Source organism: Paraburkholderia polaris (assembly GCF_012927345.1).
Lineage (GTDB): Bacteria > Pseudomonadota > Gammaproteobacteria > Burkholderiales > Burkholderiaceae > Paraburkholderia > Paraburkholderia polaris.
This window is the reverse complement of record NZ_JABBGJ010000004.1, coordinates 227,526-243,244: the sequence shown is the minus strand read 5'-3', so window position 1 is coordinate 243,244 and position 15,719 is coordinate 227,526. Positions and strand designations below refer to the sequence as shown.

Sequence of the window (15,719 nt, the reverse complement as noted above, 5' to 3'; positions counted from 1 at the left end):
TATCTCACGCTCAGGCTTATGACGACATACGACACCAAACCTTCCACGCTGATCCGCAACGCGGCCGCGATCATGACAGGCGGACGTGGTACGGCAGATGATCCATCGCGTGTGCCTGGTCCCGACATTCGCATCGTCGGCGATACGATCGACGCGATCGGCGCGCTCACTCCGCGGCCCGGCGAGACGATAGTGGACGCCACCGATTGCGTGATTTACCCGGCGTGGGTCAACACGCATCACCATCTGTTCCAGTCGCTGCTCAAGGGTGACACGGCCGGACTTGATGCCACGCTCACGCCGTGGCTTGCCGCTACGCCGTATCGCTTTCGCGCGCTATTCGACGAGCGGCGCTTCCGGCTCGCGGCGCGCATCGGCCTGATCGAACTTGCGCGTTCGGGCTGTGCGACGGTGGCCGATCACAACTACATGTACTACCCTGGCATGCCGTTCGACAGTTCGGCGATTCTGTTCGAAGAAGCGGAGAAGCTCGGTCTGCGTTTCGTGTTGCTGCGCGGCGGCGCGACGCAAACCCGGCAACTCGAGGCCGAATTGCCGACGGCGCTACGACCGGAGACGCTGGACGCCTACATCGCCGATATCGAACGGCTTGCGGCTCAATACCATGACGCCTCACCGCGCGCGATGCAACGGGTTGTGATGGCGCCGACCACGGTGTTGTATTCGATTTCTCCTGCGCAGATGCGTGAGACGGCGGCGGTTGCGCGCCGGTTGGGTTTGCGTTTGCACAGCCACTTGTCGGAGACGGTCGGCTATCAAGACAGTGCGCATTCGATGTACCGGCAGTCGCCGGTCGCGTTCTGCGGTGAGCACGACTGGCTCGGCAGCGATGTGTGGTACGCGCATCTCGTCAAGGTCGACGCCGACGAGATTGCGCTGCTTGCGCAGACGGGCACGGGTGTCGCGCATTGTCCGCAGAGCAATGGGCGGCTGGGCAGCGGCATTTGTCCGGTACGGGAGATGGCGGACGCGGGCGTGCCGGTGTCGATCGGCGTCGACGGTGCGGCTTCGAACGAAGCGGCCGATATGATTTCCGAAGTGCACATGACGTGGCTTGCGCAGCGCGCGCGGCGCGGCATGCTGGCGCAGCCGACGTATCGGGGTGGAAGCTTCGAAGGCGGCGCGGATGCGGCGAGTGTGGCCGATGTGATTCATTGGGGGACGGCGGGTGGCGCCCAGATTATGGGCCTGGATGAGGTCGGGAAGATTGCGGTTGGGTATGCCGCGGATATCGCGGTTTATCGGCTCGATGATCCACGGTATTTCGGGTTGCACGATCCGGCGATTGGGCCGGTCGCCTCCGGTGGGAGGCCTTCGCTGGCGGCGCTTTTTTCTGCTGGGAGGCCGGTTGTTGTTAATGATCAGATCGAGGGCGTTGATCTCAAAGAGCTGGGCCGTGAGGCGAGGGATGTTGTTCGGGAGTTGCTGGATGAAGTGAGCGGCTAGCTTCTACGCGAGATGACATTGACGATGATTCCGTACGACAGCGCACGGTATATCGTGGCGTGGCGGTGCGTCGCAGGGCGAGCGCGAACGGTGGTAATCGTTATACTTGAACCGACCGGCGCGTAACGTTTCATTGCGTACTGCTTTCATCCGTGCTGGTCAGGCAATGCATTTCGTGCCGAACAATCGACGTATTTCTTATGCGAGAGTGCGTTGAATACAGTTCGGTATCCATATTGATTAATCATGGTAAGCGCTTCTTTCAGGCCGTTTTTGACACCATGTCGTCTTGGAGAATAGTATGGATTTGGCTCAACTTGTTGAAGATAAGATCAACGAGAGTGCTGCGAGGATAGTCAAGGGAGGAAGCGGGACTGACGACGTAGCCTTCGGGAAGCTGACGTTTTATCTTGCCCTGAGGCGAGTTCAGCAGAAGAAGGCGACTGCGGAGGACGTTGGTTTGCTGGACGCCATTAACGATACTTTGCAGGCGCTCGCGATCCTTGAACAAGGGAAGACTTTTTACAGGGCTTAGAGAAGCGGAGTTGTTGGGCGTAGGACACTTACAAACTACACCTTGACCACGCCTCACATTCGGCGCACCGTGAAGAAGGAAAACACCACGGGAGCGTGACATGTCCCTCAACTTCCCGAACCCAAGCCGCAGCTACGACGCCTTCCGTCATTGCGTCAATTTCTGGGGCTATGACAACGCGCGCGAAATCGCCTTCACTGTCAACAATTCGGTCATTTCGAACCTGAGCCCAAGCGCAGGTTCCGACGAACCGGCGGTGCTGGCGGCCTTCGACCGTCATCGCGAGCAAATCCTCACACTTGCTCGCGGTCTGTATGTCGGCGGCCCGCAAAACCGCTACACGATTTCTTGATACAGCGCGGCGCGGCACGTCCAACCGGACCTGCCGTGCGCCGCCTTGTTCCACAGCCGAAGCAGCGCGGCGCCCACCGGCGCCACGCGTTGTTTTGTCGCGGGAGTTCCAGCATGGATGATGACCAGGTCAATCTAGAAGAAATCGCCGACAGCAAACGGCGGCGTGAAGCAGCACGCCTCGCGGAAAGCGATAAGGCGGTCGCACCGCCGGCAAACGAGCTGCAGCAGGGCCAAGGCAATGAAGCCGCACCGAAGCAATGGGTCAAGCACGTCACGAAGTGGCTGGGCGCGAAGAGCACGCTGATGCAAACGCGCCGCGTCCTGGCGCTCAAAAAGAAACCCGCCACGCTTTAGGCATTCGGAACGAAAATAACCGGCGTAAAGCCGGTTTTTCTATTTATGCCGTGCCCATTAAAGCTTTCAGTGGCGGCAGAGCGGGTGCTTTACACGACTGCGTGCATCCGGCGCGCGGTTCATAATCACTTTTGCAGCGGGACCGGGGCTTGCGCCGTTTCCGCCGATCAATGCGTAGCCGCGCCGCTGGCGCGTTCGGAACCCAGCAAGGAGCCACCGATGCCCAAGGGTGACCCAAAAGCGAATCAGCTGTTAGCGGTGTTGCCCACGGCGGAATGGGCACGCATCGAGCCGTATCTGGTCGAAGTCGATTTGCCGCTAGGCCAGGTCATCTACGAATCCGGCGGTCAGCTCGAACACGTTTATTTCCCCACCACGTCGATTATTTCATTGCTCTATGTGATGGAAGACGGCGCGTCGGCGGAAATCGCTATCGTGGGACACGAGGGCATCGTCGGTGTGTCGTTGTTCATGGGAGGCGAGACCACGCCGAGCCGCGCGATCGTGCAAAGCGCGGGCCGCGCGTGGCGCCTGAATGCTCGCATGCTGAAAGACGAATTCAATCGCGCGGGTCCGATGCAACGCCTTTTGTTGCGCTATACGCAGGCACTCATCACTCAGATGGCGCAGACGGCGGTATGCAATCGCCATCATTCGATCGATCAACAATTGTGTCGCTGGCTACTGCTCAGCGTCGACCGCCTGCCGTCGAACGAGTTGCGCATGACCCAGGAATTGATCGCCAATATGCTCGGCGTGCGCCGGTCCGGCGTCACCGCAGCGGCGCTGAAACTGCAAAACGCCGGTTTGATTCGCTATAGCCATGGCCATATCACCGTGCTGGACCGGCCCGGTCTGGAAGGTCATGTGTGTGAATGCTACGCGGTGGTCAAACGCGAGTTCGACCGGCTATTGCCGGCGTTGCAGGCTATCTAGCGAACGCTCCCTGGCGAAGCGAGGTAACGCGCTACCGATCCGGTTCGCCGCGAGCGCGCTTACCGTGCCGTTGCTGTGGTTGCAGCGTCCGGTGACGCCTTGCGTTCGATCTTTTCGAATACGTCCATCAACCTGCCGATACGTTGGACGCTGCCAGCCGGCAATCGTCCTTCAATGGGGGACAACGAGAGAATCCGCCGTCGCCAATAGGGCCAGCCCAGCGGCGGGGCAGACACGAGAAAGGGAATAATCTGTTCGAGATGAGCGAGATCGCTCTCGAATGGGTAATTCGACATAGGTTATCCGTATGGCTGTGAGTGCCTTTACACAGCCTGCGCGCAGCGCGGGACGATGTCTGCCCGTTACCGTACAGTATGCGAAGTCGCGCTTTCCATGCCGATAAACGCTTGGCTGCCGCTCGATGATTTTCGGCAGAGGATTGCCCAGGTCGAGCCGCGACTCAAGCGGCCGGCTCGCGTGTCGAGCCCCCCGTCAGCGAAACAATGAAGTCGAAGAATGCCCGCACCTTGGCTGGCGGATGGTGCCGCGAAGGATAGAGCGCATACAGCGGATAAACCTCGTCGGCCCAGTCGGGAAACAGTTCAACCAGTTTGCCATTGGCGAGCAACGACTCCGCGCCGAGCGCGAGAATCTGCGCAACGCCCTGGCCCGCGGTGCACACACTATGCAAGGTGCCGACGTCGTTCACGGTCAAGCGGCCTCGTGGCGTAGTCACGATCTTCTTGCGTCCGCGGTGAAACTCCCAGCTGAACGGGTAACCCGTCAGCGGGTCACGGAACTTGATGCATACATGCTTATCACTTTCGAGTTCGGCGGGGCTCGCGGGATGGCCATGTTTCTTCAGATATGACGGCGCGGCGACGGTCAGAATCCGCGTGTCCAGCAGCTTGCGTGCAATCAGCGTCGAAACCGGCGGGTCGCCGAAACGGATCGCCAGGTCGAAACCGTCGGCGACCATATCGCCTAGCTGGTCGCGCGTGATCAACTCGAGTTGCAGATCGGGATGCTTATCGATGAAGCCGCCGAGCCTCGGCCCCAGCACGAGACGCGAAAAGAACGGGTCCATGTTCACGCGCAAACGTCCGCGAACCGCCGTGGCGCCCTGAGCCGCGGAGGCGGCCGCTTCCTCGAGTCCACCGAGCAGCGGCACGATCTGTTCGTAAAAGCGCCGGCCTTCGTCAGTCAGCGTGACCGAGCGGGTGGTGCGGTCGAATAGCCGGATGCCGAGGCGTGCTTCAAGCCGTGCAACCGAACGGCTGACCCCGGATTGCGACATGTCGAGTGCTTCGCCCGCCGCCGCAAAACTGCCGCAGTCGACGATCGCCGTCAGCACGCCCATGCCGTTCAGCATGCGCTCGTCAAATGGCATGTGATATTCCCTTGTTATGCTTTAATGCGTGACATGCTAACGCGAAACACCGTTTGAAATCATGCATCAGTGTCGGGAAACGCCACCTGTCCGAACGAATCGATGACGCAGCATCATGAGTGGAATGACAGCCGCGCTATCGCGTCAGGCGCCCGGTTGGGGCCAATCTGGGTGAGTTCGCCTGATGCACAATGGAATGCGGTTCTCGTCATGCGTCAGGCATATTTGCGCTGATCAACCGGAGAACGGCATCATGTCGCACGTTTTTATTTGATTGAAGTGTGCGAGGGATTCTCCGGCATCTGTTTGCCGGGTTGAGGGACGCGGCGGCTTTGCGCTGAATTTCTGCGATCAAGCCCAACTCAGCGCAACCACGACCAGGACCAGGACCAGGCGCGTCTGCGAATCCACCACGCGGGCCTTCAGCGTCCCGCGCCCTGAGACGCCTGGCCCCGCACCTCGCGGGTGACAGGCGCTTCGTCCAGATGACGAAACACCCAAGCCGACACCAGCGTGATGACGCCCACGCAGACGAAGCTTAGGCGAAACCCGAGCGCCGCCGATCCCCATTGCGCCGAGAACAGATTCACCAGCCCGCCGCCGATCGAGACGCCCAGCCCGATCGCCAGCATCTGCACCATCGAAAAGAGGCTGTTGCCGCTGCCGGCATCTTCGCGCGAGAGGCCTTTGAGCGTGACGCTGTTCATCGCCGCGAACTGCATGGAGTTGGCCGCGCCGAACACGGCCAGAATGACGATCCCGACGATGAGCGGTGTATCACGCGTAATCAATGCAAACGCAACGATCGCCGACCCCACGATCACCGTGTTGACGAGCAGGAACGTGTCATAGCCATAGCGGCGCACGAGCGGTGCAATCCAGCGTTTGGCGACGGTGCCGGCAAGCGCGGCGGGCAGCATCATCAGACCGGAACGCAGCGGTGAGTAACCCAGTTGCAGTTGCAGCAGCAACGGCACGAGGAACGGCACGGCGCTCGAGCCGATACGGCATATCAGGTTGCCGATCAGACCGACGCTGAAATTCGGTTCGCTGAAGAGCGAGAGTTTGAAGAGCGGGTTGTTGCGGCGCTTTGCGTGTGGAATGTAGGCGAGCGCGCTGACCAGAGCGAGCGCGAAGAGCCCCGCTGACCATGCCGCACGGTGCGTGTGGACCGGCGCGTCGACGGCCAGCGAAAACGCGATCATGCACAGCGACAGCAGCCCACAACCGACGAAGTCGAACGGCGGCGCCTGGGTTTCGCCATGCGCCGGCAAATACCGCTGCACCGCGTAGAGGCCCAGCGCGCCGATCGGCACATTGATCAGAAAGATCCAGTGCCACGTGATGGCCTGAACGAACCAGCCGCCGAGCGTTGGGCCGGCGATCGGCCCTAATTGACCGGCAATCGAAATGAACGCGAGCGCCGACACGTATTGCTCGCTCGAGACGCTGCGCAGGACGGCGAGCCGTCCGATCGGCAGCAGCATCGAGCCGCCCAGCCCTTGCAGGACCCTCGCCATCACCAGTTGGCCGAGCGTATGCGCGCTCGCACAGCAGATCGACCCGAGCACGAAGACGAGAATCGCCACGAAATAGACGCGCCGCGTGCCGAAGCGGTCGGCGAGCCAGCCCGACGCGGGGGTGAGCATCGCCATTGTCAGCGTGTAAGCGACCACAATCGGCTGCATCGCGAGGGGCGCGACGTGCAGGCTGTGCGCGATCGACGGCAACGCGGTGTTGACGATCGTGGTGTCGAGCGACTGCATGAAAAAGCCGGCGGCGACGATCCAGAGTAGCGCGGTCTGGGCGGAATCCTTGTTCATGTTCAATTGAGCTGCTGCTGCGGGGGCGGCGGGGCGGACGGACCGGCGGGCCGTGCCTGGAGCAATCGTTGGGGGGATTCCGTCATGATATTGACATCGGCGTCAATCGGGAACCCCACTAGGGGCGTTGACTGTTATCGACTTTGCCGATAACCAGGACCACAATGGCGCATGCTCAATCCCATCTGGCTCAAGACCTTCACAACCGTCGCAGCCTGCCACAGCTTCACCGAGGCGGGGCGGCAACTCGATCTCACGCAGTCGAGCGTCAGCGAACATATCCGCCGGCTCGAACAGAGCGTCGGGCGGCGCCTGTTCGTGCGCGACACCCATTCGCTCGCGGTGACCCCGGACGGCGAGGCCATGCTCGCCCACGCCAGCGTGATCCTGAAAGCGCTCGCACGGGCCGAGTCGCAGTTCCGTGCGCCGCGCCTGAAAGGGCGCGTGCGGCTCGGTTCATCGGACGACGTCGCGCTCGGACCGCTGCCCACGGTGCTGGCGGCGTTTCGCGACGCCCATCCCGATGTCGAACTGGAAATCACGATCGGCATGACCGGCAAGTTGTATGAGTTGCTGGACGCCGGCTCGATCGATCTGCTGGTCGGTAAGCGGCGTCTGGGCGATCGCCGCGGTGTGCCGCTTTTCACGGGCCGGCTGGAGTGGCTGGCACGCACCGGCACGCTGGTCGACCTCAGCCAGCCGTTGCCGCTGATTCTGGTCGCCGAGCCGAGCGTGACGCGGGCCGTGGTGCTCGATGCGCTCGCCGAAGCCGGTTTCAGCTGGCAGGTGGTCTGCACGAGCAGCAGTCACGCGGGCTGTATTGCAGCCGCGCGCGGTGGGCTCGGCATCACGGTTCGTCCGCAGTATCTGGCCGCGCGCGGCCTCGCGTCGCCGCTCAACGCGGCCAATCTGCCGACCCTGCCTTCGGTGGAATTTATCGCGCTGGCCGCCAAACGGCTGAGCCGTCCGGCGGGCACGTTGCTGCAATTGCTGCACGACAGCGATTTACGCGGTTCGTGGATTGGTGAATGACGCCGCGCGGCCGGCGCCTGAGTGGGTGGCGTGACCCGAGGCGCTGTTCCGCTTAAGCGGGCAAGGCCGCTGCCAACGCATCGAACTCCGCGCCCCACGCCGCGCGCCATGCGTGGCGCGTCGCTTCGTCGATCCAGGCGCCGTCGATGCCGTTCAGCATGAATTGCCGCAACTCGGCGATGCTGAAGCCGAAGTGGCTATGCATCAATTGCCAGGCTTCGCTTGGCGTCACTTTGTGCAGCGTGGGGTCGTCGGTATTCGGGTGAATTTTCAGGCCCAGGCCCGGCATGCGCCGCATCGGATGCTGTTCGGCCCAGACTTCGGGGGCGAGCGTGCGCAAATAGTAGGAGTTGGTCGGCACCACGGTGAACACGATGCCGCGCTCCGCGTATTGAGCAGCCAACTGCGGGTTGTCGACGATCGTATAGCCGTGATCGATCCGGTCGCATTGCAGCAGGTCGACGGCCGTCTCGACATTGCGCCACGGCATGCCGAATTCGCCCGCATGCGCGGTGGTTTTGAAGCCGGCGTTACGCGCATTGCGATACGCCTTCCAGAACAACTCAGGCGGCCGGTCATTCTCGCGGTAGTCGATGCCGAGGCCCGCCACTTCCTCCGCGCGATGCGCGCACATCCAGTCGACCAGCGCGACCGCTTCGTCGGGATCGGCTTCGCGGTCGATGCTCGGGATCAGTCGCGCGCTGATGCCGAAGTCGCGCGCGGCGTCGCGAATCGCGGTGACGATGGCTGCTTGCGCATCGGCATAGGGAATCTTCGAGACGCGTACCGTGCCGGTAGGATTCCAGAAGAATTCGCTATGACGCACCTGGTGCGCGGCGGCATCGGCGAGATATTCGTAGGTGATGCGACGCAGGTCGTCTGCGTGCGTGAGCAGATGCTCATCGAGCGCGCGCAGCACACGCAGCACGCCGACGGGTTTTTCGCCGCGCGTATAGAAGCCGTCGATCTCCTGGCGGTCGATCGGCGCATTGCTTTTTTCGGCGAGCGCGATAAAGGTCTCGTGACGCACCGCGCCCAGCAGGTGGCAATGCAACTCGACCTTCGGCAGGGCGGTGAAGAAGGCGCGATGGGCGTCGGTCAACGTAATGCCGAGGCGCGATGCGGGCACATTGCCCAATGTCTCTTTCATGTCGGTATGTTTTTCGGTAGTGCGTAAAACTCGACCCAAACTCAGTTTAGTGCGAATGCAGGATGAAAACGTGCAGCTACGCTAGATAGCTGAAGCGAAGAACTCAATGCGGCTTGACGACGGTATAGAAGTAATAGCCGAGCGGTACGGCCAGTACATAGAGGCCCCACGGTACTTCACGGAAACGTCCGGCGAGCAGTTTGACGAGGACATAGCACAGCAGGCCGCCCGCGATACCGGTGCCGAAACTGTTCGACATCAGCGTGAGCAGCACCATCGAAAGAACGGGCAGCGAGTCGCTGAAGTCGTCGAAATGCGTATGGCGAATCGTGCTGAACATCGACAGCCCGATCAGGATCAGCGCCGGGGCAGTTGCTTCTTTCGGAATGGCCAAAGCGACCGGTACGAACAACAGCATCAGTGCGAACATCGCGGCCGCGGCGAGTGAGGAGAGGCCGGTACGGCCACCCGCTTCAACGCCTGCCGCGGATTCCACCAGCGCGGTGAGCGCCGGAATGCCGAACACCGGACCGAGCGTCGCGGCAATCGAATCGACGAGAAACGGGCGGTTGATGTTCGGCAGATTGGCGTTCTCGTCGAGCAGATCCGCTTTCGCGCCGACCGCGAGTGTGGTGCCAAGCGTCGAGAAAAACTCCGCCGCGAAGAATACGAACAGATACGGAATCGCGGCCACACTCAATGCGCTCGCAATGTCGAGCTTGAATGCGATCGGCGCGATGCTATGCGGCCACGACAGAAACGACGCTGGCATATGCGTGACGCCAAGCGGCACACCGGCGCCGGCCGCAATCAGGATCGCCCACAGAATCGCGCCGGGCACGCGGCGGCCTTGCAGCACGACAGCCGCGCCGAGGCCGATCAATGCCACCAGTGTGCCGGGCCGCGAGAAATCGCCGAGCGCAAGCGCATTGGTCTTCGCGTTGGCGATCACCATCCCGGCGTTACGGAAGCCGAGCACCGCGATGAACAAACCAATCGATGCCCCGAGACCGAGCTTGATCTGCGCCGGAATCAAGCGCACCACGAGGCTGCGCGCGCCCACCAGGGTCAGGATCAGAAACAGCACACCGGACACGAACGCAATGCCCAGGCCCGTTTGCCACGCGACGTGCTCGCCCGCGAGCGTAATGCCGAGAATCACCGAGCCGCCGATGCCGGGGCCCACCAGAAACGGCAGATTCGCATATAGCGCCATCAGCACCGTGCTCAGCACGAACACGAGAATCGTCGCGGTGGTGGCGGCGCCACGATCCATGCCGCCCGCCGACAGCAGCGACGGAATCACGACCAGCAAATAGGCGGCCGCGAGAAACGACGTGATGCCGGCGATCGTTTCGATACGCACGCTGGTCTTGCGCTCGGCGAGCGTGAAACGCCGTTCGAGCCAGCCGCCGCGCGTGACGTGTGCGGGGTTGTTTGTCTTCGGCATTGAAGATTCGTTATTAATCAATTGATTCATCCTGTAACCACGCCATTTATACTGCTGCGCATTGCGTCGATGCATTGCTCTCCATGACCGACCGTTCGTCCCTGCTGCCCGCGCTCACGCTGCGCCAAATCCAGTACTTCGTTACGCTCGCGCATGCGCGCAGCTTCACGCAGGCCGCGCAGTCGCTCGCCTTGACGCAGCCTGCGCTGACGGCGGCGATCCGGCAGATCGAGTTCCTGCTCGGCGGCCCGCTGTTCGCGCGCTCCGCGCATCGGCTGACGCTCACGCACGCGGGCGCCAGCGTCCTGCCGCTCGCTGAGCGCCTGCTCAATCAGGCGCGCGGCACCTTCGACGATATGGCGAGCACCTTCGCCGAGCGCGTGCAGACGGTGCGCATCGGGCTGATTCCGTCGGCGGCGGCGCGCCTGTTGCCCGCGCTTATCTCGTTGCGCGCACAACAACCGTCGCTGCGCTTCACGCTGAACGATATGCCGAATACCGCCTTGATCGACGCCGTGCGCCAGGGCGCGGCCGATTTCGGCGTCGGTGTGCACGAGCCCGATGCGGCCGCGGCGGACAACGATGGCGAAGCCGCGTTGCGCTACCAGGATCTGTTCGAGGATCAGATCGTGGTGGTGGTGCGGCGCGACGATCCGCTTGCGCAGAAGAAGAGTCTTGCGTGGGCAAAGCTGGTGGGCCGCGACCTGGCGGTGTTCGTGCGCGGCAGCGTCAGCGATGCGCTGCAGCGCACCGGTGGGGCCGAAGGTCTGCAACTGACGGTCGCGTACCGCGTCGAGTACACGGAGCCGTTGTACGAACTCGTGCGCCACCGTCTGGCGATTGCGGTGCTGCCCAGTCTCTACACCATGCATCTGCACGATACGGAGCTGGTCGCGTTGCGCCTCGACAAGCCGCGCGTCACCCGTTCGATCGCACTGATTTCGCTCGCCGGCGACGATCGCGGCCCGCACGTGCGTGCTTGCCGCGAGTGGATCGCCGCACATATCTGACGCAAAGCGCTCAGAATGCGTGACCGTTGTCGAGCCTTTCACGAGTTCACTCACGGGGTGGCCTGGTCACGGCAGCGTGGCAAGCCGGGCGCGCAAGGCGGCATAAAAACCGTCCGCGTCGACTTCGGTGATCCAGGTCGCGTTCGGCTTACGGCCGCTGTGTCCGCTCCAGTCCACCACGGTTTCACCGAGCGTCCATTCGCCGACTGTCTCGATCATCACGTTGACCTCGCGTCCTTTGAATAGAGACGGCTCGATCAGGTAGCCGGTCGCGCAGGGGTCGTACATCGGCGCTTCTTCAACGCCCCGGCGTCCCTTCTGATACGCGACTTCCGCAGCCATGATGTCGGCGGCCATCGTGCCGCAGCGATTGCCGAGTGCGCGAATCGGCGCGATCCGCGCCGGCGTGATCGGCGCTTTTACGGCGACGTCGCGCGGCAGCACGACGATCGGCACGCCGCTGGCAAAGACGACTTGCGCGGCTTGCGGGTCGACGTAGATATTGAACTCGGCCGCGGGCGTGATGTTGCCGCGTTCGAAGAAGGCGCCACCCATCAGCACGATTTCGCGGATGCCGTTGCGGATCTCCGGCGCTTCGGTGAACGCGGTGGCGAGGTTGGTCAACGGCCCGAGCGCGCACAGCGTCACGCTATGCGGCGCCGCGGCGCGCAGGGTGTCGATCAGAAAGGCAACCGCGTGCTGCGGCGCGAGAGGCGCGAGCGGTTCATGCAGCGGCACGCCTTCGAGGCCGGTCTTACCGTGCACGTTGGCGGCTGTGATCAGTTCGCGCGTGAGCGGGCGCGGACAGCCCGCATATACCGGCAGCGATTGCGACCGCTCGGCCCAGTCACGCACGATGCGCGCGTTGCGCTCGGTGAGATTGAGCGGCACGTTGCCCGCGACCGTCGTGATTGCGCGCACATCGAGCCGGTCGCTCGCACCGAGGGCGAACAGGATCGCAATCGCGTCATCCTGACCGGGATCGCAATCGATGATCACGCTGCGGCGCGCGCCGCTTTGCAAAGCGGCGTAGCTCGAAGAGGAGGTGCCACTTGCCGCGTCAGCGATGCCGGCCGAACCCGCGGCGGCGCCGGCAAACATCGGCCACGCTGATGCACTCGCAGCCAGGCCCATGGCCGTGCGCAAAAACGCGCGCCGCTCTTGCGTTGGATCGAAAGCTTTCATCATGGTCAGAACACGTGGCGCATGCCGACCGTCGTGATCATCTGACGGATGCCGGTGGATTGAGCGTAGGCAAAAATCTGCGCGTGTTGCGCGTCGCCGGCGGCTTGCTGCGCGATCACGGTCAACGCGACGTCGGTGCGTTTCGACAGGTAATAGTCGGCTTGCAGATTGACCTGATGCCATTTGGGGCTCGTGTTGATCACATCGTATTTGCCATCAGTAAAGGCATACGCTGCGCCGAGAATGAACGCGGGGCCCACGTGGTAGTTCAGGTTCAGGTTGTAGTTCTGCAAATGCAGGTGCGAACCGTCGAGATAATCGTAGCGGACATCGGTGAAAAGCGCTGCAAATTGCGCGGGACCGACCGTGTAGAAGCCGCCCGTGCCGAAGATGCGCTGCTTGCTCGCATACGCGGCCGGATGCAGCGCGCTCTTCGCGAAGATCAGCAGCGACGACGCATAGTCGTTCGAAATGGCGCCGTCCGGATTGGTCGCGCTAAACGGGTTGTTGTACTGCGCGTAGACCACGCTCCACTTCAGCGGGCCGTTCTCGTAACCGGCGCCGAAGCTGTACGCATTGTTGTTGGCGAAACCGGTGGCATTGCTGAAACCATATTCGGCCGTGGCCTTCAGGCCGCGATAGTCGGGCGTCACGTACTTCACTGCGTTTTGCACGCGGATGTCGTTATAGCCGTTGTCGTTGTCGCCGATGTTCACGCCGTTGCTCGCGATGATCACCGGGCCGACGTAGTCGTGCACCGTGTCGTACTGACGGCCGAAAGTCAATGTACCGAACTTCTTGCTGGCGAGCCCGACAAACGCCTGCCGGCCGAATTCGCGGCCGTTTTGCGACGCGGTGCCGGTCATCACGTTAAAGCCGTTTTCCAACTGGAAGATCGCGCTCGTGCCGCCGCCCAGATCTTCGACGCCCTTCAGACCCCAGCGCGGATTCTGGTCAGTCCCCGAGAGCGCTTGCCAAGCGTTCTTGCCGCCTTGATTCGTCGCATAGCCGACGCCCGCCGAAATCAGGCCATACAGCGTCACGCTGCTTTGCGCATGGGCGGCGCTGGAGAGTACGCCGGCGATCGCGAGAGGGGCGAACTTGAGTAGTTTCATCGTGGTCCAGGAGCGGGAAAGGAGGGCGCCGAGCATGGGGCGCATTCGAACTGGGCTCGACTATACGAAGTCGTCGGCTATAAAAATAATGTTGTTTTTTTATAGTTCTATAAATTTAATCTATTCAATGAGGCCTCCGGCGACCACCGGCGAAACAGCGGCTAAAGGCGTGTTGCGCGTTTGCCGCGCCTCGCGAATTTAATTTTTTCAGGCTAGTACGAATCGCTATACTTTCCATATACGGTTACATGTTCCATATAAGGAACAAAAATTACAAAACCACGATGACCAAGAACCTGACCATCAATCTACGGATCGCGATCACCATCGCGTTTCTTGGCGTGCTACTGATTGCCACCGGCGTGCTCGGCATCTTCGGGATGAACGAGAGCAACGAGGCGCAGCGTGACGCTTACACGGTGCATTTCGCTTCGGTCGTGGCGCTCGGCAAATCGGGCACGGCCATGTCACGCGCGCGCTTCGGGCTTGACTGGGCGATGAGCAATCCGCATTCGCCGCAACTGGACACGCAACTCGAGCGCGCCCGCATGCTGCTCGCCGATTCCGACAAGTGGTGGAACAGCTTCCGCGATCTGCCGAAAACGCCTGAACTGCAACGCCTCACCGACGATCTCGACGCAAAGCGCGCAGCCGTGCGGCGTGACGGCATCGACAAGCTGGTAGACGCGATCCGCACGGGCGACGCGAGCTGGATGAACGAAAGCCGCGCGAATCATCTGATCGGCCTTTACACGGCGATGAACACGAGCCAGGGCGCGCTGGACGACTATCTGAACCAGCAGGCGAGCGACGCGAGCGAGCGCTCGGCCACGCTGTTTCACACGCTGCTGATTGCGTGTATCGGCAGCATTCTGGCGGGTCTGACGGTGGCGTTCATCAGCTGGCGCACGTTGCGCCGCGCGATCATGGGGCCGCTGAACGACGCGTTGCGCCAGTTCGATGCCATCGCCGCCGGTGAATTGACCACCCACGTGCCGATCCGCTCGAATGACGAAATGGCGACACTGCTGCGGGGTGTTGCGTCCATGCAGGACAAGCTCGGCGCAACCGTCACCACCGTCCGCGCCGGTTCGCATTCGATCGCTTCATCGACGCAGCAGATCGCCGCGGGCAATCTCGATCTGTCGCAACGCACGGAGGAGCAGGCGGCCTCGCTGGAAGAAACCGCGGCGGCGATGGAACAGCTCACGTCGACCGTGCAATTGAACGCAGAAAACGCCCATCACGCGAGCGAGCTGGCTTTGCGCGCTTCGGAGATGGCCGCGCGTGGACGCAGTTCGGTCGGCAGCATGGTTGAGACGATGCGTGTGATTCACGCGGGTTCGTCGAAGATGACGGGCATCATTACCGCGATTGAAGGCATCGCCTTCCAGACCAATATTCTTGCTTTGAATGCGGCCGTCGAAGCCGCCCGTGCCGGTGAAGAAGGACGCGGCTTCGCCGTGGTGGCGGGCGAGGTGCGCAGTCTCGCTCAACGTTCGGCAGCTGCCGCGAAGGAAATCGGCACGCTGATCGCGGAGTCGACTTCGCGTGTCGAGAGCGGCGCCGGGCTCGTCAATGAAGCGGGCGATACGATGCAGGAAATCGAAGCGGCCATTGGGCGTGTCGCGCGGATCGTCGGCGAGATTGCGGCTGCGTCCAAAGAGCAGAGCGAGGGCATCCAGCAGGTGAGTCTCGCCGTCACGCAGATGGATGAGGTCACGCAGCACAACGCTGCACTGGTTGAGGAGAGCGCGGCAACCGCAAACTCGCTGGCGGATCAGGCGCGGCAATTGAGTGAATTGACCGCGGCTTTTAAAGTCGCCCGCGATGCGGCAGTACGCGAGCCGGCGTTCTGATTTCGGTTTGCGTTAGATGGACTGGTTGAACGTTTAGGATATTTAAGCGTGCGGCCATG

15 protein-coding genes are annotated in these 15,719 nt (G+C 62.2%); 8 read left to right on the top strand and 7 right to left on the bottom strand.

Translation table 11 applies throughout. From position 1 onward, the window contains the following. Nucleotides 1-18 precede the first annotated feature (18 nt). From HHL24_RS05040 to HHL24_RS05020, 5 genes are all read left to right on the top strand, one after another. Nucleotides 19-1,467 (top strand): amidohydrolase family protein, encoded by a 1,449-nt coding sequence (locus tag HHL24_RS05040; RefSeq protein WP_169484356.1) that lies wholly within the window; start codon nt 19-21, stop codon nt 1,465-1,467. 301 nt (nt 1,468-1,768) lie between these two features. After that, complete coding sequence (locus HHL24_RS05035) at nt 1,769-2,002, top strand: hypothetical protein (protein WP_169484354.1); 234 nt, start codon at nt 1,769-1,771, stop codon at nt 2,000-2,002. A gap of 100 nt (nt 2,003-2,102) precedes the next feature. Beyond that, on the top strand, nt 2,103-2,354 hold the full coding sequence (locus HHL24_RS05030; RefSeq protein ID WP_093644935.1) for a DUF1488 family protein: 252 nt from the start codon (nt 2,103-2,105) through the stop codon (nt 2,352-2,354). A 113-nt stretch (nt 2,355-2,467) separates the two neighbouring features. Then, nucleotides 2,468-2,710, top strand: a complete 243-nt coding sequence (locus tag HHL24_RS05025; RefSeq protein WP_169484352.1) for a hypothetical protein — start codon at nt 2,468-2,470, stop codon at nt 2,708-2,710. Between the two features lie 219 nt (nt 2,711-2,929). Beyond that, the gene (locus HHL24_RS05020; protein ID WP_169484350.1) at nt 2,930-3,646 is read left to right on the top strand and encodes a Crp/Fnr family transcriptional regulator; all 717 of its coding nucleotides are present in this window, start codon (nt 2,930-2,932) and stop codon (nt 3,644-3,646) included. A 59-nt stretch (nt 3,647-3,705) separates the two neighbouring features. Here HHL24_RS05020 and HHL24_RS05015 read toward each other — a convergent pair whose 3' ends face one another. From HHL24_RS05015 to HHL24_RS05005, 3 genes are all read right to left on the bottom strand, one after another. Further along, a complete protein-coding gene (locus HHL24_RS05015) occupies nt 3,706-3,942 on the bottom strand; it encodes a hypothetical protein (protein ID WP_169484348.1) in 237 nt (78 codons plus the stop codon). Nucleotides 3,943-4,106: 164 nt separating this feature from the next. Then, nucleotides 4,107-5,036, bottom strand: coding sequence for a LysR family transcriptional regulator (locus HHL24_RS05010; RefSeq protein WP_169484346.1), 930 nt, complete (start codon nt 5,034-5,036; stop codon nt 4,107-4,109). A 422-nt stretch (nt 5,037-5,458) separates the two neighbouring features. Beyond that, nucleotides 5,459-6,859, bottom strand: coding sequence for a DHA2 family efflux MFS transporter permease subunit (locus HHL24_RS05005; RefSeq protein ID WP_169484344.1), 1,401 nt, complete (start codon nt 6,857-6,859; stop codon nt 5,459-5,461). A gap of 171 nt (nt 6,860-7,030) precedes the next feature. Between HHL24_RS05005 and HHL24_RS05000 the strand changes: the two genes are divergently transcribed. Then, entirely contained in the window at nt 7,031-7,891 is an 861-nt protein-coding gene (locus HHL24_RS05000; protein WP_169484342.1) for a LysR family transcriptional regulator, read from the top strand. A gap of 52 nt (nt 7,892-7,943) precedes the next feature. Here HHL24_RS05000 and add read toward each other — a convergent pair whose 3' ends face one another. Both add and HHL24_RS04990 read right to left on the bottom strand, forming a co-directional pair. Then, complete coding sequence (gene add / locus HHL24_RS04995; RefSeq protein WP_169484340.1) at nt 7,944-9,041, bottom strand: adenosine deaminase; 1,098 nt, start codon at nt 9,039-9,041, stop codon at nt 7,944-7,946. A gap of 103 nt (nt 9,042-9,144) precedes the next feature. Further along, a complete protein-coding gene (locus HHL24_RS04990) occupies nt 9,145-10,491 on the bottom strand; it encodes an NCS2 family permease (RefSeq protein WP_169484338.1) in 1,347 nt (448 codons plus the stop codon). A gap of 83 nt (nt 10,492-10,574) precedes the next feature. Between HHL24_RS04990 and HHL24_RS04985 the strand changes: the two genes are divergently transcribed. Then, nucleotides 10,575-11,501, top strand: a complete 927-nt coding sequence (locus HHL24_RS04985; protein WP_169484336.1) for a LysR family transcriptional regulator — start codon at nt 10,575-10,577, stop codon at nt 11,499-11,501. A 66-nt stretch (nt 11,502-11,567) separates the two neighbouring features. Here the strand turns inward: HHL24_RS04985 and HHL24_RS04980 are convergent, their stop codons facing one another. Together HHL24_RS04980 and HHL24_RS04975 are read right to left on the bottom strand one after the other, a co-directional pair. Next, a complete protein-coding gene (locus HHL24_RS04980; protein ID WP_230417331.1) occupies nt 11,568-12,689 on the bottom strand; it encodes a nucleoside hydrolase in 1,122 nt (373 codons plus the stop codon). Nucleotides 12,690-12,691: 2 nt separating this feature from the next. Continuing rightward, nucleotides 12,692-13,801: a porin gene (locus HHL24_RS04975; protein WP_169484335.1), complete on the bottom strand. Its 1,110-nt coding sequence runs from the start codon at nt 13,799-13,801 to the stop codon at nt 12,692-12,694. Nucleotides 13,802-14,085: 284 nt separating this feature from the next. Between HHL24_RS04975 and HHL24_RS04970 the strand changes: the two genes are divergently transcribed. Continuing rightward, nucleotides 14,086-15,660 carry a methyl-accepting chemotaxis protein gene (locus tag HHL24_RS04970; protein ID WP_169484333.1) on the top strand — a complete coding sequence of 525 codons (1,575 nt, stop codon included), beginning with the start codon at nt 14,086-14,088 and terminating at the stop codon, nt 15,658-15,660. Nucleotides 15,661-15,719: the final 59 nt, after the last annotated feature.

Excerpts from the sequence above, each read along its gene's own strand:
- HHL24_RS05015 (WP_169484348.1), bottom strand. The coding sequence starts at position 3,942 with ATGTCGAATTACCCATTCGAGAGCGATCTCGCTCATCTCGAACAGATT.
- HHL24_RS05035 (WP_169484354.1), top strand. The coding sequence starts at position 1,769 with ATGGATTTGGCTCAACTTGTTGAAGATAAGATCAACGAGAGTGCTGCG.
- HHL24_RS05030 (WP_093644935.1), top strand. The coding sequence starts at position 2,103 with ATGTCCCTCAACTTCCCGAACCCAAGCCGCAGCTACGACGCCTTCCGT.
- HHL24_RS04980 (WP_230417331.1), bottom strand. The coding sequence starts at position 12,689 with ATGATGAAAGCTTTCGATCCAACGCAAGAGCGGCGCGCGTTTTTGCGC.
- HHL24_RS04990 (WP_169484338.1), bottom strand. The coding sequence starts at position 10,491 with ATGCCGAAGACAAACAACCCCGCACACGTCACGCGCGGCGGCTGGCTC.
- add (WP_169484340.1), bottom strand. The coding sequence starts at position 9,041 with ATGAAAGAGACATTGGGCAATGTGCCCGCATCGCGCCTCGGCATTACG.
- HHL24_RS04970 (WP_169484333.1), top strand. The coding sequence starts at position 14,086 with ATGACCAAGAACCTGACCATCAATCTACGGATCGCGATCACCATCGCG.
- HHL24_RS05010 (WP_169484346.1), bottom strand. The coding sequence starts at position 5,036 with ATGCCATTTGACGAGCGCATGCTGAACGGCATGGGCGTGCTGACGGCG.
- HHL24_RS04985 (WP_169484336.1), top strand. The coding sequence starts at position 10,575 with ATGACCGACCGTTCGTCCCTGCTGCCCGCGCTCACGCTGCGCCAAATC.
- HHL24_RS05005 (WP_169484344.1), bottom strand. The coding sequence starts at position 6,859 with ATGAACAAGGATTCCGCCCAGACCGCGCTACTCTGGATCGTCGCCGCC.
- HHL24_RS04975 (WP_169484335.1), bottom strand. The coding sequence starts at position 13,801 with ATGAAACTACTCAAGTTCGCCCCTCTCGCGATCGCCGGCGTACTCTCC.
- HHL24_RS05025 (WP_169484352.1), top strand. The coding sequence starts at position 2,468 with ATGGATGATGACCAGGTCAATCTAGAAGAAATCGCCGACAGCAAACGG.
- HHL24_RS05040 (WP_169484356.1), top strand. The coding sequence starts at position 19 with ATGACGACATACGACACCAAACCTTCCACGCTGATCCGCAACGCGGCC.
- HHL24_RS05020 (WP_169484350.1), top strand. The coding sequence starts at position 2,930 with ATGCCCAAGGGTGACCCAAAAGCGAATCAGCTGTTAGCGGTGTTGCCC.
- HHL24_RS05000 (WP_169484342.1), top strand. The coding sequence starts at position 7,031 with ATGCTCAATCCCATCTGGCTCAAGACCTTCACAACCGTCGCAGCCTGC.